The following is a 14,442-nucleotide window of genomic DNA, read 5'->3' on the forward strand; positions in this document are numbered from 1 at the left end:
AATGGAATGTTAAATAAAATAATTGCAATGAAGAATGATTATAAACAATTAAAAAACAGGTAAAAACACCTATACTTTGGTAGATTATTCTCTATAAATTTGCTATCCCAGGTTTATAGAACTAATCGCTGTAAATAATAACCATTATGAAGTTTAATGATAGCAAAAACCAACAAAAGGGTCTGAATATAATTCAGAAAATAGGACTATGCGTCCTTGTAATCACAATCATATTGTATTATGTATTGTCGATTCAATTTCTGACAGCGTAATTTTCTAGATTGTCAAAACAGCCAATTCATTCTGAATAGCATACACAACCAAACCTGCAATATTTCGTGATTCTGTTTTAAGCAATAAATTATTTCTATGCCCCTCTATGGTCCTCGGACTCAAGAAAAGATGTTCTGCGATTTCTGCAGTTGTTTTCTGTTGGCAGATTAATTGTAAAATTTCGATTTCGCGCGGTGAAAGAAAATTAGTCTCTAAGCCGCCTCTTGTATTTTTCGGAGAAACTATGGTTTCCTGAATTGTTTTTAGAACATTTTCATTATAATAGAATCCTTTCTTTGCAACTTCGTTAATTGTATGAATCAAATCTTTTGGGGTAGTATTTTTTATTAAGTAAGCTACTGCGCCAACTTGAATCATATTTGCAATAAAAGATTTTGTGTCGTAGCTGGTCAACGCAATAATCTTAATATCGGGGAACAGTTTTTTAATAATTTTGGTGGCTTCGACTCCGTTTAAGACCGGCATCTTTAAGTCCATTATTATAATGTCTGGCTTTATTTCTCTTTCATTTAATTGCGAAATAAGCTCATCGCCATTTGAAGCTTCAAAAATAACATCTATATTTTCTTCTCTCTGTAGTAAAAAAGAAATTCCTTTTCGAAACAAAATTTCATCATCGACTAGGGCAATTTTAATAGCAGCATTCATCTTATTTGTTTTTGGTCGTTAAATTTGGTATACCGAAATTACAAAATATGAATTAGAAAAAGTCTAAATACCTTATTTTATTGACTAAAAACCTTAATAAATCACTTAATTCGACCTAAAAAGTAAAATTTACAACAATTCCGTTATTAATTTCAGAGTTAATTTCTATTGTTCCTTCCAAAAATGATATTCGGCTATCAATATTTTTCATCCCTAAGCCTTTTTGGCTTTCTGCATTTGAGCAATCAAAGCCAACGCCATTATCTTCATAATAACAAGTATTTGTTCCGTCATTATTAGAAAAAGAAATCCATATTTCTGTCGCCTTTCCGTGACGAATGGAATTATTCATCAATTCCTGCAGAATTCTAAAAACGTGCAAATGCCTGTCTATGTCCTTTTCATCAAAATCAATCTCGTTTTTGTAATAGATCTTAACTGATTTACTGCTTTCAAATTCCCCGCATAATTCTTCTATGCCTGCGTGCAAACCGAATTTTTCGAAAACAGGCGGTAATAAATTATGTGCTATTTTTCTAGAATTATCTAAAGCTTTGGTAGTCAAATTGATTATATTTTCTGTAATCTCCGCCGTTTCTGCTTCAGTTAGATTTGGAGCCGTAAGCAAATGGCTATTTAAAGAAACTATATTTAATTTTGAACTAATATCATCATGAAGATCTTGCGCAATTCTTTTGCGTTCTTCTTCTTGCGTTACAATAATAGCGTGCAATTGCTCTTTTTGATACCGAAGTATTAAATCTATTTTCTCTAATTCCTTCTGAATGATTTTTTTTCTAGAAAAATAAAAGAATATAATTAATGCGACTGCAACAATTATAAAAAACAAAGAGATATATAATATTATGGCTACGAGTTCTTTCTCAGGAATGCGACCTGTATTCATATCTTTATTTTACGTTTATATAATTACAAACTAGTTTTCGAGACTTGTGCTTTCCGAAAAACTTACTTTCCATTCAAATAAAATAATCAAGTAATAGACTATGAGCAAGAAAGCATTTAACTGCCAGCTTAAATACTTTAAATCAGCGCTTAATCCTGTTGAAAGATTGCCAATTAAAAACAAAACCGTACTAGCCAGCAAATAAAAAACTATTCCCATGCTGATATAATAATACTTTTTGTTTTCTGTAAGCATATTATAAAAATGAAGTAGTGCAAAAACAACTATAAGTAAGGAAGTTAAAGTAATTTCGAATAAATTAAACTTTAAGAACTGACTCGAATCCATCAAGAATTGCACTAATAAAATCAACAAAGCAATTAATAAAGAAACCTTGACGAAAATTTTTTGAGCTTTGTTATAAAATAGTGAGTTATAAAAAAGTCCTAGTATGATCATTTGGCCTATAAAAAAAATATTAACGAGAAATAAATTATTCATACCTAAGTGATACACCAGCTCCATTGAAAATTGCAACACAGTTGAAAAGGCCAAATAAGAGACAAAAAAAACATTAGCTTTTTCCTTTTGGAAAAAGCTAAATGTATATAGTACAAGATTAATCAATAAAATCAAATAACTTGAATATATTAAAAAATCATCCATTCTAAAAACTTTTAATTAATACGGTGGGCTAGGTCTTGCGCCATCATATACGACATCTCCTCCGCCTACTTCACCGTCCATTCCTTCGCCGATTCCATAAACATTATCCCATTTTTTAGTTTCCTTATTATATTCGGCACCTACAAAAAGCAATGTTTTTTCTTTTTGATCATTGATCCCTAAATAAGCCCAAACAGCTTCTGTTTCAAGGTCAAGCACTTTTTCCAAACTTTTTCTTGGTATTAGGAAAGCTTTTACTTTTTTCTTAGAGTCTTCGATAGCGTTATCATCGTCGTATCTTTTTTCCCACTCATTTGCGGTTTCTACAGGAATCTGAATAGGTCCCGGAAAAGTTTCTTCATTCATAATTTAAATTTGTTAATTGGTTAATAAAAAATTGTTAGTTTGTAATTGGTTTGGCTAAACTACTGATTTTTATTGTAAGAATTAACATTAATGCATAAAAAAAGCCTTAAAAATAAGGCTTTAATATTTTAGAACGGAACATCGCTGTCGTCATCGTCATCATTTAAATTACTTCCGAACGCTTCGTTGGCCGAAGGCAGATTATTAGTAATAAACGAATTATCATCGTGATTCATTTTTGAAGGCAAATCATCATAACTGCCCGTAAATTCATCAAGATTATCAAATTTTCCTAGGTGTCCTAAGAATTTTAAACGAATGTTTTCAATACCACCATTACGGTGTTTTGCAATCATAATTTCAGCTTGACCAGCAGTTGGCGAAGCCTCTTCATCATCCCACTCTTCAATTTTGTAATATTCTGGTCGATATAAAAACGAAACGATATCGGCATCCTGCTCAATTGCTCCAGATTCACGAAGATCCGAAAGCAATGGACGTTTACTGGAACCACGCGTTTCTACAGCACGCGACAACTGAGAAAGTGCAATAACCGGAACGTTAAGTTCTTTTGCCAAAGCTTTTAAGTTTCGGGAAATTGTCGAAATTTCCTGCTCACGATTTCCTCCTCCTTTAGCATTTCCTCCTGCAGTCATCAACTGCAAATAATCAATAATGATAATCTTAATACCATGCTGTGACGCTAAACGACGGCATTTTGCTCTTAAGTCGAAAATAGAAAGCGAAGGGGTATCATCAATAAATAAAGGCGCTTTCTCCAAATCTTTTACTTTAGTACTCAACATTGTCCATTCGTGAGCTTCCAATTTTCCGGTACGCAATTTTTCTGATGACAATCCTGTTTCAGAAGAAATAAGCCTCGTAATTAACTGAACAGATGCCATCTCCAGAGAAAATAAAGCAACTCCATGACCATATTGTATAGCAATGTTTCTAGCCATAGAAAGTACAAATGCCGTTTTTCCCATCGCTGGTCTCGCCGCGATAATAATTAAATCACTCGGCTGCCATCCTGAGGTTAGCTTATCCAGATTATGAAAACCAGTTTCTACACCACTTAATCCTTCTTTTTTAGAAATCTCCTCAATTTTCTTCTTAGCTTGTAGAACCAAACTCTGTGCGGTTTCAGAGCTACGCTTGATATTTCCTTGTGTAACTTCGTATAATTTAGATTCAGCTTGATCCAATAAATCAAAAACGTCTGCACTTTCATCATAGGACGCTTCAATAATTTCTGAAGAAATTCTAATCAAACTTCTTTGAATAAATTTTTGAAGAATGATACGCGAGTGAAATTCGATATGCGCCGAAGAAGCAATTTTTTGCGTTAGCTGTATCAAGTAAAAATCTCCACCCGCCAAATCCAACTTTCCGTTTTTCTTTAACTGAGTCGAAACTGTTAAGATATCGATTGGCTGAGTTTCGGTAAAAAGTTGTAAAATCGCTTCAAAAATATATTTGTGAGCATCTTTGTAAAAAGCATCAGGCTGCAAAATATCAATCACATCATCAACCCCTTTTTTATCAATCATCATTGCACCAAGCACAGCCTCTTCTAAATCAAGAGCTTGTGGCGGCAATTTCCCTTTTTCTAAGTTGATAATTGTGGTTTTGTCGACCTTAACTGGGTTTAAATTTTTGAAATTTTCCATATAGCGAAAGTAGCAAAATTAAAAAAAAATCTGCTATCGAGTTATAACTAATAATTGTTTATAAATAATACCGATTTGTTCATAACCAAAAAAAAATCCGAAACCGCAGGGCTTCGGATTTTTAATCATATTATATGAATTTACTCTTTAAACTCGCCCATATTACTGTATTTGTCCATTCTTTGGGCAATTAAATCGGCTGTTGATAAGTCTTTCAATTCGTTATATCCTTTTGTAATATATTCCGCTACTGTTTTAAAAGTAGTTTCTCTGTCATAATGCGCTCCACCAAGCGGTTCTGGAATCACATCATCAACAAGTTTTTGTTTTTTCATGTCAGAAGAAGTCAGTTTTAATGCCTCTGCTGCACGCTCTTTATACTCCCAGCTTTTCCATAAGATAGAAGAGCAAGATTCTGGAGAAATTACAGAGTACCAAGTATTTTCCAACATATAAACACGGTCTCCAACACCAATTCCTAAAGCTCCACCAGAAGCACCTTCACCTACAATAATTGTAATGATTGGCACTTGCAGACGAACCATTTCGAAGATATTTCTAGCAATAGCTTCTCCCTGCCCTCTTTCTTCAGCTTCTAGTCCTGGATATGCACCCGGAGTGTCTACCAAAGTTAGAACTGGAATTCCGAATTTCTCTGCCATTTTCATCAAACGCAAAGCTTTACGGTATCCCTCAGGATTTGCCATACCAAAATTACGGTATTGGCGTGTTTTTGTATTAGTTCCCTTTTGCTGACCGATAATCATAAACGATTGTCCGTTTATTTTACCAAGACCGCCCACCATTGCTTTATCATCTTTAAAACCTCTATCTCCATGAAGTTCTAAGAACGTATCGCCGCAGATTGCTTTGATATAGTCTAAAGTATAAGGTCTGTTTGGGTGTCTTGACAATTGCACACGCTGCCAAGCCGTAAGGTTTTTATATATTTCTTTTTTAGTCTCTACTAATTTTTTGTTGATTTCCTTGCACGTTGGCGTTACGTCAACGTCAGATTCTTTTCCAATAATAACGCACTTTTCTAACTGTTCTTCAAGTTCTTTAATTGGAAGCTCAAAATCTAAATATTCCATGGATTTTTGAATTTTGTTTGTAAATCGAACCGCAAATATAAAAATATTATATCATTGGCGAAGTTAATTGTTATTTAAAGTATAAAAATGTAATTTAAAAATAAGTAATCTATTACAAGTTTTCTTTCTTACTCTGATAATGTTTGAATACACCGTTTAAAATAACTGTTATGATTATTATAACGGCTCCGATGTAAAATTCGACGCTCATTTTTTCTTTTCCGCCTAAGATAAAATACGCCAATACAATTCCGTAAACTGGCTCCAAATTAGTCGTTAGCATGACAGTATAGGGCGTTAATCGCTGCATGACTTTTACCGAAGCGGTAAACGCATAAGCCGTACAGATTGAAGCCAAAATCAATAATAAAGCCCAATTGTTTAAAGACATTTGGAAGAAATCTGGAGTGAATTTTCCTTGAAACAAAAAATAAATCGTGATAAAGAAAACTCCTGCGCCAAACTCATAAAATGTAATTACAGAAGGCTCGTGGTCTGAAATTAATTTCCCGTTCATTAAAGTAAACAAAACTCCTAAAATGATTGCTGCCAAGGCATAATAAACACCCGTAAGGTATTTTATTTCAACCTGAAGGATCAATCCTAAACCTGCAATAATTATGAGTCCGAAGAAAACTTCATACCAAAGCACTTTTCGACCATAAAACAAGGGTTCTAATAATGAGGCAAAAAAAGCTCCTAAAGAAAAAATGGAAAGCGTGATGGAGACATTTGAAACATGAATTGCCTTAAAAAAGAAAATCCAATGCAATGCAATCAGCAATCCGACAAAAATCAGCTTGAAAAATTCTTTTACAGGAACTTGAAAAGACTGTTTTTTAAATGCAATAAACCCGCCCAGAAAAATCATGGCAATCAGCATTCTGTACCAAACCAGATTATCGGCATCAATTGTAATTAAAGCGCCCAAAATGGCTGTAAAACCCCAGATAAAAACAATTAAGTGAAGATTTAAATAACTTTTTAAATTATCGTTTCGCATTACGTAATAAGTAAACTGCTAAGATTCCGAAAACAATATTCGGGAACCAAACAGCTAATAAAGGTGAGAATGTAGATTTTTCGGCAAGCGTACCGAAGATTTTGTCAAAAAACACAAATGAAAACGCAATTGCAATTCCAATTGCAAGGTTCATTCCCATTCCTCCACGGCGTTTCATAGAAGAAACTGAAACTGCAATAATCGTCAGAATAAATGCCGAAACCGGAATACTATATTTTTTATAAAGAACAACCAAATAGGTATTGATATTTCCTGAACCTCTTTTTCTTTCTTTTTCAATAAAATCAATTAATTTACCTAAAGTCAGCGTTTCGGCAATATAAACTACAGGCGTTAAATCGGCCAATTCAAATTTAAAAGGCACATTTCTTTCAGGGTACTTTTCGATTACATCATTTAACTCCCCTACTGTTCTTTTGGTATAATCGTATAAAACGTAAATCTTCTTTTTAGGATCCCATTTGATGCGGCTCGCTGTGATTTTATAGGTCAGTTTTTCCTTTTCAAAATGCTCTAAAGTAAAATTGAAAGCCGTTTTAGATTCTTCATTAAAACTGTTTACGAAAATAAAATCATGATCGTTAATTTGTCTGAAAACATTAGTGTTTTCGCCTCGCATGAGTTCTTTTCCGTTTCCTTTCAGATACGTATATCTAAAATTATTATAACCTTCACTGGCTGCAGGAACAATAAAAAATCCCATAAGCAATACAAAGATCGAAACAATTGTTGCGCCTATAATATAAGGACGCAAGAAACGTGTAAACGAAATTCCCGAACTCAAAATAGCAATAATCTCAGTATTATTGGCCAATTTTGATGTAAACCAGATTACCGACAAAAACAAAAATATCGGAAACAGGGAATTAATAAAGTAAATGGTAAAATTGTAATAATAGAAAGCAATATCTCCAAACGGAATCTTGTTTTCAAGCATTTTATTCACCTTTTCCGAAACGTCAATAACAATTCCGATTGGCGCAAATAAAAGCAACATGACAGAGAAAGTCCCTAGATATCTCTTTAAGATGTATTTATCTATTATTGTTAGCATAGATTTTTTGGTTTGTTTTGTTTTTAGTTTCAGGTTTCAAGTTTCAAGTTCTCAATAGAACTTGAAACTTGAAACCTGAAACTAAAAAACTTGAAACTTTTTAATTAAAGTCTTTGGCTCATATTTTTAACCATCATTTCTTTCCATGGTCTAAAATCGCCTGCTAAGATATGTTTTCTAGCTTCACGAACCAACCACATATAAAATCCAAGATTATGAATCGTAGCAATTTGTTTTCCTAAATATTCATTAGCAGCAAACAAGTGGCGCAAATATGCTTTTGAATACTCTGTATCAACAAAAGTGTGTCCCATTTCATCAATTGGAGAAAAATCGGCTTCCCACTTTTTGTTTTTTATATTGATGGTTCCGTTTGCCGTAAACAACATTCCGTTTCTAGCATTACGAGTTGGCATAACGCAATCGAACATATCAATTCCTAACGCGATATTCTCTAAAATATTAATCGGAGTTCCAACCCCCATTAAATATCGAGGTTTGTCTTCTGGAAGAATTTCGCATACAACTTCTGTCATTGCGTACATTTCTTCAGCTGGTTCACCAACAGAAAGTCCACCAATTGCATTTCCTTGCTGTCCTGCATTAGCAATATATTCAGCCGACTGGCGACGCAAATCTTTATAAGTGCTTCCTTGAACAATCGGGAAGAATGTTTGCTCATAACCATATTTATAAGGCACTTTTTCCAAATGATTGATACATCTATCCAACCATCTATGCGTCATATGCATAGAACGTTGCGCATAGCGGTAATCGCAAGGATAAGGTGTACATTCGTCAAAAGCCATAATAATATCAGCTCCTATGGTACGCTGAATTTCCATTACATTTTCTGGTGTAAAAAAGTGATATGAACCGTCAATATGCGATTTGAATTTCACTCCTTCTTCCTTAATTTTTCTATTTGATGAAAGTGAATATACCTGATATCCGCCAGAATCGGTCAAAATATTGCGATCCCAATTCATAAATTTATGCAATCCACCCGCTTTTTCTAAAATTTCGGTCTGAGGACGCAGATATAAATGGTATGTGTTTCCAAGAATAATATCCGGATTTATTTCTTCTTTAAGCTCACGCTGATGCACCCCTTTTACAGATGCAACCGTTCCAACCGGCATAAAAATAGGCGTTTCAATTACGCCGTGATCAGTAGTTATACTTCCCGCTCTTGCTTTAGACTGCGGATCTTTTTGTAATAAATCGAACTTCATTTGTTTCATTTTTCTCCCGACCGTTCGGGACGGCAAAGATAAGTTAATTTCACGGAAATTTAATTAATTAGATAATTTGTAAATTATAAAATTGAGTTAATTCAAAAACAATCTAAAACCTAAACTTTAGAATTTTTTAAATTTGAATAAAATCAGTTAAAAATGGCTTCTAGTAACATCAGAATGAAGAGGTTCTGAAAGATGCAACACTATAAAAACAAAATCGATTAAAATCTACACGCCATTAACCCAAACAAAGCAATTATGAACTTAGCGCAAAAACTAGGATACCCTGAAAACACAAAATTATTAATGATTCATGCCGATGACGCTGGATTATCACATTCAGAAAATCAGGCAACAATAAAGGCTCTTCAAAACGGCTCTGTAAATTCATACAGCATAATGGTACCTTGTCCGTGGTTTTTTGAAATGGCAACATTTGCTAAAAGCAATCCGAATTATGACTGCGGCATTCATCTTACGCTGACTTGCGAATGGGAAAATTATAAATTTGGCCCTGTCCTTCCAATTTCTGAAGTTTCGAGTCTAGTTGATCAAAACGGTTATTTTTACAAAACCAGACAAGATTTCAAAAACAATGCAAAGCCTTCTGAGGTAAAAAAAGAACTTACAGCTCAAATTGAAAAAGCTTTGCAATTTGGCATTCAGCCTACACATCTCGACTCGCATATGTGCAGCGTAGGCGTAACGCCAGAAATTTTGGAGATTTACAAAGAGCTTGGAAGAACGTATAATTTGCCTGTTTTCATCAATAAAAGCTTTGTAGAATCTGTTTCTTTGTCTGATGAAGAATACAATTTTGAAAACACTCTTTTAGCTGACAATCTCTTAATTGGATATTATCATGATTTTGAAAAAGGGGAACTTAAAAAATCGTATGAAAAAGCTTTAGACAATGTAATTCCTGGATTTAATGTTTTCTTGCTCCATCCCGCTTTTGATGATTTTGAAATGCAGGGAATTACTGTCAACCATCCAAATTTTGGTTCGGAATGGCGTCAAATTGACTTTGATTTTTTTACAAGCGAGGAATGCAAATTAAAACTAGAAGAACACAATATCCAATTGGTCACTTGGAAAGAAATTGGACAATTATAGAACTACCGATAGATCATTTTCTTTCATGCAAATAGTATAAGACTCTGATTTTAAAAATGTAAAAACTTACAATATAGATTTCATAACTTTAACAATAACATTTTAATTCTAGAAATCATGATAAATTCAGAAGACAATCACTCAGCAAAAGAAAATGAAATAGAAAGAAATCTGGAAAATCTAAATTATCCGGAAAATGAAGACATTTACAACCGTGAAGATAAATTAGAAGACATTAATCCCGAAAATATTTCAAGAGATAAAACCATCACTGATAATAACAACGAATGGAAACAAAATAGCGATAAAATTGGAAATGACTTGGACATTCCTGGTGCTGAACTAGACGACGAGCAAGAAGAAATAGGCTCTGAAGACGAAGAAAACAATTATTACAGCGAAGGCGACACCGAATGACAGGCAATTTTTCCTTAATTCCCTACACAAAGTCCTACAAAATTGCAGGGCTTTTTTTACACTTTGCAAAAAACCGTAAAAAACACACTTACAAGGCATTAAAAAGCAAAACACCCGTTACATTTTTTCTCATAATGTAAAAAAAATAGCAAAATTTAACAATTGCTGTAAAACTAAAGCAAAAAATCATTTGTCTCCCCGCAAAATAACAATTACTTTTGCTCCAGTTTAACTTTTACATATAAAATGAAGCCTAACACACAACAATTAAGCGATTTAACGATCCAAGTAAGAAGAGATATTCTTAGAATGGTACATGCTGTAAACTCTGGACACCCAGGCGGTTCATTAGGTTGTACTGAATTTTTGGTTACACTATATCAAAATATTATGGACCGCAAAGAAGGTTTTGATATGGACGGAATTGGAGAAGACTTGTTTTTCCTTTCAAATGGTCATATCTCACCAGTATTTTATAGCGTTTTAGCACGCAGCGGTTATTTTCCAATTTCAGAACTTGCTACTTTTAGATTATTAAATTCTCGTTTACAAGGACACCCAACAACTCATGAAGGTTTACCTGGAGTTCGTATGGCATCTGGTTCATTAGGACAAGGTTTATCTGTAGCTTTGGGAGCAGCTCAAGCTAAAAAATTAAACAAAGACAATCATATAGTATATAGCTTGCACGGAGACGGAGAATTGCAAGAAGGCCAAAACTGGGAAGCTATCATGTATGCTTCTGCCAAAAAAGTAGACAACATTATCGCTACTATTGACCTTAACGGCAAACAAATTGACGGAACAACTGACGAAGTTTTGGCAATGGGAAGCCTTCGCGCAAAATTTGAAGCTTTTGACTGGGATGTATTAGAAATCACAGAAGGAAATAATATCGATGCCATTATTGCTGGTTTAACAGATGCTAAATCAAGAACAGGAAAAGGAAAACCAGTTTGCATCTTATTGCATACAGAAATGGGTAACGGTGTAGATTTTATGATGCATACACACGCTTGGCATGGTAAAGCTCCAAATGATGAGCAATTAAAAAATGCACTAGCGCAAAACTACTCTAAAGATCAAGTTGATTACTAAAAAAAGCTTTAAGCAGTAAGCACTAAGCTTTAAGCCTATTGCCTACAGCCTATTGCGTATAGCAAAAACAAAAATGAAAAAATACGAAAATACAGGAAGCAAAGATACTCGTTCTGGTTTTGGAGCGGGAATGACAGAATTAGGTCAAAAAAACGAAAATGTTGTAGCATTATGTGCTGACTTAATTGGATCATTAAAATTTGATGAGTTCAAAAAAAATCACCCAGAGCGTTTTTTCCAAATCGGAATTGCTGAGGCAAATATGATCGGAATCGCTGCAGGTCTAACAATTGGAGGTAAAATTCCTTTTACAGGAACTTTCGCCAACTTCTCTACAGGAAGAGTTTACGATCAGATTCGTCAATCTGTTGCTTACTCAGATAAAAATGTAAAAATCTGTGCTTCTCATGCTGGTTTAACTTTAGGAGAAGACGGAGCAACTCACCAAATCTTAGAAGATATTGGTTTAATGAAAATGTTGCCAGGAATGACAGTAATCAATACTTGCGATTACAACCAGACTAAAGCTGCAACAATTGCACTAGCAGATCACCACGGTCCTGCATACTTGCGTTTCGGACGTCCAGTAGTACCTAACTTTACTCCTGCTGACGAGCCATTCGTAATTGGAAAAGCCATTTTATTAAACGAAGGAACTGATGTAACTATCATTGCAACTGGACACTTAGTTTGGGAAGCTCTTATTGCTGCTGAAAAATTAGAAGAAAAAGGAATTTCTGCAGAAGTAATCAACATTCACACTATTAAACCTCTTGACGAAGAAGCAATCCTTAAATCGGTTGCTAAAACAAGATGCGTAGTTACTGCAGAAGAGCACAATTACCTTGGAGGTCTTGGAGAAAGCGTTTCAGGCGTTTTAGCTTTAAACAATCCAACTCCGCAAGAATTTGTAGCGGTACAAGATAGTTTTGGTGAATCTGGAACTCCAGAACAATTAATGGAGAAATACAAATTAAACAATCAAGCAATTGTTGAAGCTGTAGAAAGAGTAATCAAAAGAAAGTAATTTTTAACTTTCCTACTTATAAAGAAACCTCGAAATATAAATTTCGAGGTTTTTTATTGCCTTGTCTTTTCTTTAAACAAACTAACAGATCAAAATCTTCCAGCTAGATTTACCCATAAAAAAAGCCTCAAAATTTACATTTTGAGACTTTTCATTTTTCAATACTATTTATTATTTCTTTTGATAAGGATATGTTTTATCCAAATGAATTCTTAATCGTCCAGCTGCTGTATAATCTTCAGGAACAAAACTTCTCGGATTATCAATAGATTCAGCTGCATTTTCATCTTTAAGTTTACCAGTAGGCCTTCTAGGAATTCCTCTTGGCTCAGTTTCATCAACATTTGGCGTGCTAGCGTCATCAGTCATAGGATCCCAAGGATAATAGTTTCTTATACCAAAATAAAAAGGCGCCCCATCTAATGTTCCCCAACCTACCTGACCACTAGGTTTTGTAAGTTCAAATCTAGTTGTATAGCCATCTCCATCATCATCCAAATCTAAAAAGTCAGGAATTCCGTCTTTATCAGTATCTTCTATTTTGTCGTCTGACAAAGTAGGATATCTTGCAGTATCTCTCGGATCATAAAGATATCCATCACCATTAAGATCTTCCAAATAACTTGGCACACCATCGCCTACTTTTGTTTGCGTAGAAGCGTTGTACTCAATATCTGATCGTTTTAAAGCTAATAATTTAAAACTAAACACTAAAGGAGTGTACTGCGGAATACCTGCAGGAGGATTTCCATAATATGCCAACCCTGAAGGCAAAAACATTACTCCAGCACCATAGCCGTCATATGTAAAACTTCCATCGGCACCAGCTGGATTACGAATTCCTGTTTTAAATTGCGGCATAATCTCAGGCCATCCATCTACAATAGGTGCTGTGACATAAATATCTAAATTAAAATTACGCTCAACTCCGTAAGAACTATCAAACTGCTTATTATCTAAAAAAGTTCCTGTATATGAAACCGTAACCTCGTCAAAATTACACGGTCTCTCACCAACACCTTCTCTAAAACTTAGATAATAAACTTTATAATCAACACCACGGCTAGAAACAGGTCTAATTTTCAAAGGATACTCTTGCTGATCCCAAATAGAAACTTGAGTTCCTCCTGCTGGAATCTTTGCTATTGTAACATCGAAAGTAGTTTTATCTACAACAATATAATTAGTCTTTAAATATTTTTCAATCGAATCATTATCTGCTTTATACTGCACCGCATAATCCCTCAAAGGAACCACTACCACCTCATCATCATCCTTTTTATTACAAGAAACGATGGCAAGACCAGCAAGTAACAAAACAAAATAATATTTAAATTTATTCATTATTATCATTTTTTTAGGTGCGCAAGATACAATATTGATTTATTTTTGTAAAGAATTTAACTTGGATTTTAGAAAAATTATGAGAATAGATAAATACTTGTGGTGCGTTCGTTATTACAAGACCAGAAACATGGTTACTGAGGCTTGCAAAAAGAATCAAATCACTGTAAATGGACAGATTGCAAAACCTTCAAAAGAAGTTTTCCCTACGGACCGAATTACATTTAGAAAAGATCAAATTACACAAATTATAACAGTTTTAGATATTCCGCAAAATCGTGTTGGGGCAAAATTGGTCGATTTATACCAGAAAAACGAAACCCCGCCAGAGGCTTTTGCTCATTTAGAGTTATTAAAACTATCCAAAGAACATTATAGAAGAAGCGGTGCTGGACGTCCAACCAAAAAAGACCGAAGAGACATCGACGATTACGGAGACGAAATTTACGATGACGAAGAAGAAACAGAATAAA

15 protein-coding genes are annotated in these 14,442 nt (G+C 34.2%); 5 read left to right on the forward strand and 10 right to left on the reverse strand.

The window, feature by feature from the left end:
- Positions 1 to 276 precede the first annotated feature (276 nt).
- The 9 genes from N4T20_RS00205 to tgt all read right to left on the reverse strand — a co-directional run bounded on the left by N4T20_RS00205 (position 277) and on the right by tgt (position 8,961).
- Positions 277 to 942, reverse strand: coding sequence for a response regulator transcription factor (locus tag N4T20_RS00205; RefSeq protein ID WP_260671168.1), 666 nt, complete (start codon positions 940 to 942; stop codon positions 277 to 279).
- A gap of 115 nt (positions 943 to 1,057) precedes the next feature.
- Complete coding sequence (locus N4T20_RS00210) at positions 1,058 to 1,849, reverse strand: sensor histidine kinase (protein WP_260671169.1); 792 nt, start codon at positions 1,847 to 1,849, stop codon at positions 1,058 to 1,060.
- Between the two features lie 30 nt (positions 1,850 to 1,879).
- Entirely contained in the window at positions 1,880 to 2,515 is a 636-nt protein-coding gene (locus N4T20_RS00215; protein WP_260671170.1) for a hypothetical protein, read from the reverse strand.
- A gap of 15 nt (positions 2,516 to 2,530) precedes the next feature.
- Positions 2,531 to 2,881: a hypothetical protein gene (locus N4T20_RS00220; protein ID WP_260671171.1), complete on the reverse strand. Its 351-nt coding sequence runs from the start codon at positions 2,879 to 2,881 to the stop codon at positions 2,531 to 2,533.
- 128 nt (positions 2,882 to 3,009) lie between these two features.
- Positions 3,010 to 4,554 (reverse strand): replicative DNA helicase, encoded by a 1,545-nt coding sequence (gene dnaB, locus N4T20_RS00225; protein ID WP_260671172.1) that lies wholly within the window; start codon positions 4,552 to 4,554, stop codon positions 3,010 to 3,012.
- 140 nt (positions 4,555 to 4,694) lie between these two features.
- Positions 4,695 to 5,648, reverse strand: coding sequence for an acetyl-CoA carboxylase carboxyltransferase subunit alpha (locus tag N4T20_RS00230; RefSeq protein ID WP_260671173.1), 954 nt, complete (start codon positions 5,646 to 5,648; stop codon positions 4,695 to 4,697).
- Between the two features lie 112 nt (positions 5,649 to 5,760).
- Positions 5,761 to 6,651 (reverse strand): DMT family transporter, encoded by an 891-nt coding sequence (locus N4T20_RS00235; RefSeq protein ID WP_260671174.1) that lies wholly within the window; start codon positions 6,649 to 6,651, stop codon positions 5,761 to 5,763.
- On the reverse strand, positions 6,638 to 7,726 hold the full coding sequence (locus N4T20_RS00240; protein ID WP_260671175.1) for an LptF/LptG family permease: 1,089 nt from the start codon (positions 7,724 to 7,726) through the stop codon (positions 6,638 to 6,640). Before N4T20_RS00240 ends, N4T20_RS00235 begins: the two co-directional genes overlap by 14 nt.
- Positions 7,727 to 7,830: 104 nt before the next feature.
- Positions 7,831 to 8,961 (reverse strand): tRNA guanosine(34) transglycosylase Tgt, encoded by a 1,131-nt coding sequence (tgt, locus tag N4T20_RS00245; protein ID WP_026727521.1) that lies wholly within the window; start codon positions 8,959 to 8,961, stop codon positions 7,831 to 7,833.
- A gap of 264 nt (positions 8,962 to 9,225) precedes the next feature.
- Between tgt and N4T20_RS00250 the strand changes: the two genes are divergently transcribed.
- The 4 genes from N4T20_RS00250 to N4T20_RS00265 all read left to right on the forward strand — a co-directional run bounded on the left by N4T20_RS00250 (position 9,226) and on the right by N4T20_RS00265 (position 12,625).
- Positions 9,226 to 10,083 (forward strand): polysaccharide deacetylase family protein, encoded by an 858-nt coding sequence (locus N4T20_RS00250; protein ID WP_260671176.1) that lies wholly within the window; start codon positions 9,226 to 9,228, stop codon positions 10,081 to 10,083.
- A 117-nt stretch (positions 10,084 to 10,200) separates the two neighbouring features.
- Positions 10,201 to 10,500 (forward strand): hypothetical protein, encoded by a 300-nt coding sequence (locus N4T20_RS00255; protein WP_260671177.1) that lies wholly within the window; start codon positions 10,201 to 10,203, stop codon positions 10,498 to 10,500.
- Between the two features lie 246 nt (positions 10,501 to 10,746).
- The gene (locus tag N4T20_RS00260) at positions 10,747 to 11,598 is read left to right on the forward strand and encodes a transketolase (protein WP_260671178.1); all 852 of its coding nucleotides are present in this window, start codon (positions 10,747 to 10,749) and stop codon (positions 11,596 to 11,598) included.
- Between the two features lie 73 nt (positions 11,599 to 11,671).
- Positions 11,672 to 12,625, forward strand: a complete 954-nt coding sequence (locus N4T20_RS00265) for a transketolase family protein (protein ID WP_066033734.1) — start codon at positions 11,672 to 11,674, stop codon at positions 12,623 to 12,625.
- A 171-nt stretch (positions 12,626 to 12,796) separates the two neighbouring features.
- On the opposite strand, the gene N4T20_RS00270 is transcribed toward N4T20_RS00265, so the two are convergent.
- Positions 12,797 to 13,969, reverse strand: coding sequence for an FKBP-type peptidyl-prolyl cis-trans isomerase (locus N4T20_RS00270; protein ID WP_260671179.1), 1,173 nt, complete (start codon positions 13,967 to 13,969; stop codon positions 12,797 to 12,799).
- A gap of 79 nt (positions 13,970 to 14,048) precedes the next feature.
- On the opposite strand from N4T20_RS00270, the gene N4T20_RS00275 reads away from it, so the two are divergent.
- Complete coding sequence (locus tag N4T20_RS00275) at positions 14,049 to 14,441, forward strand: RNA-binding S4 domain-containing protein (protein WP_260671180.1); 393 nt, start codon at positions 14,049 to 14,051, stop codon at positions 14,439 to 14,441.
- Position 14,442 lies beyond the last annotated feature (1 nt).

It is taken from the genome of Flavobacterium sp. TR2, assembly GCF_025252405.1.
In the GTDB taxonomy this organism is placed as follows: Bacteria; Bacteroidota; Bacteroidia; order Flavobacteriales; family Flavobacteriaceae; genus Flavobacterium.

Excerpts from the sequence above, each read along its gene's own strand:
- N4T20_RS00205 (WP_260671168.1), bottom strand. The coding sequence starts at position 942 with ATGAATGCTGCTATTAAAATTGCCCTAGTCGATGATGAAATTTTGTTT.
- N4T20_RS00210 (WP_260671169.1), bottom strand. The coding sequence starts at position 1,849 with ATGAATACAGGTCGCATTCCTGAGAAAGAACTCGTAGCCATAATATTA.
- N4T20_RS00215 (WP_260671170.1), bottom strand. The coding sequence starts at position 2,515 with ATGGATGATTTTTTAATATATTCAAGTTATTTGATTTTATTGATTAAT.
- N4T20_RS00220 (WP_260671171.1), bottom strand. The coding sequence starts at position 2,881 with ATGAATGAAGAAACTTTTCCGGGACCTATTCAGATTCCTGTAGAAACC.
- dnaB (WP_260671172.1), bottom strand. The coding sequence starts at position 4,554 with ATGGAAAATTTCAAAAATTTAAACCCAGTTAAGGTCGACAAAACCACA.
- N4T20_RS00230 (WP_260671173.1), bottom strand. The coding sequence starts at position 5,648 with ATGGAATATTTAGATTTTGAGCTTCCAATTAAAGAACTTGAAGAACAG.
- N4T20_RS00235 (WP_260671174.1), bottom strand. The coding sequence starts at position 6,651 with ATGCGAAACGATAATTTAAAAAGTTATTTAAATCTTCACTTAATTGTT.
- N4T20_RS00240 (WP_260671175.1), bottom strand. The coding sequence starts at position 7,726 with ATGCTAACAATAATAGATAAATACATCTTAAAGAGATATCTAGGGACT.
- tgt (WP_026727521.1), bottom strand. The coding sequence starts at position 8,961 with ATGAAGTTCGATTTATTACAAAAAGATCCGCAGTCTAAAGCAAGAGCG.
- N4T20_RS00250 (WP_260671176.1), top strand. The coding sequence starts at position 9,226 with ATGAACTTAGCGCAAAAACTAGGATACCCTGAAAACACAAAATTATTA.
- N4T20_RS00255 (WP_260671177.1), top strand. The coding sequence starts at position 10,201 with ATGATAAATTCAGAAGACAATCACTCAGCAAAAGAAAATGAAATAGAA.
- N4T20_RS00260 (WP_260671178.1), top strand. The coding sequence starts at position 10,747 with ATGAAGCCTAACACACAACAATTAAGCGATTTAACGATCCAAGTAAGA.
- N4T20_RS00265 (WP_066033734.1), top strand. The coding sequence starts at position 11,672 with ATGAAAAAATACGAAAATACAGGAAGCAAAGATACTCGTTCTGGTTTT.
- N4T20_RS00270 (WP_260671179.1), bottom strand. The coding sequence starts at position 13,969 with ATGAATAAATTTAAATATTATTTTGTTTTGTTACTTGCTGGTCTTGCC.
- N4T20_RS00275 (WP_260671180.1), top strand. The coding sequence starts at position 14,049 with ATGAGAATAGATAAATACTTGTGGTGCGTTCGTTATTACAAGACCAGA.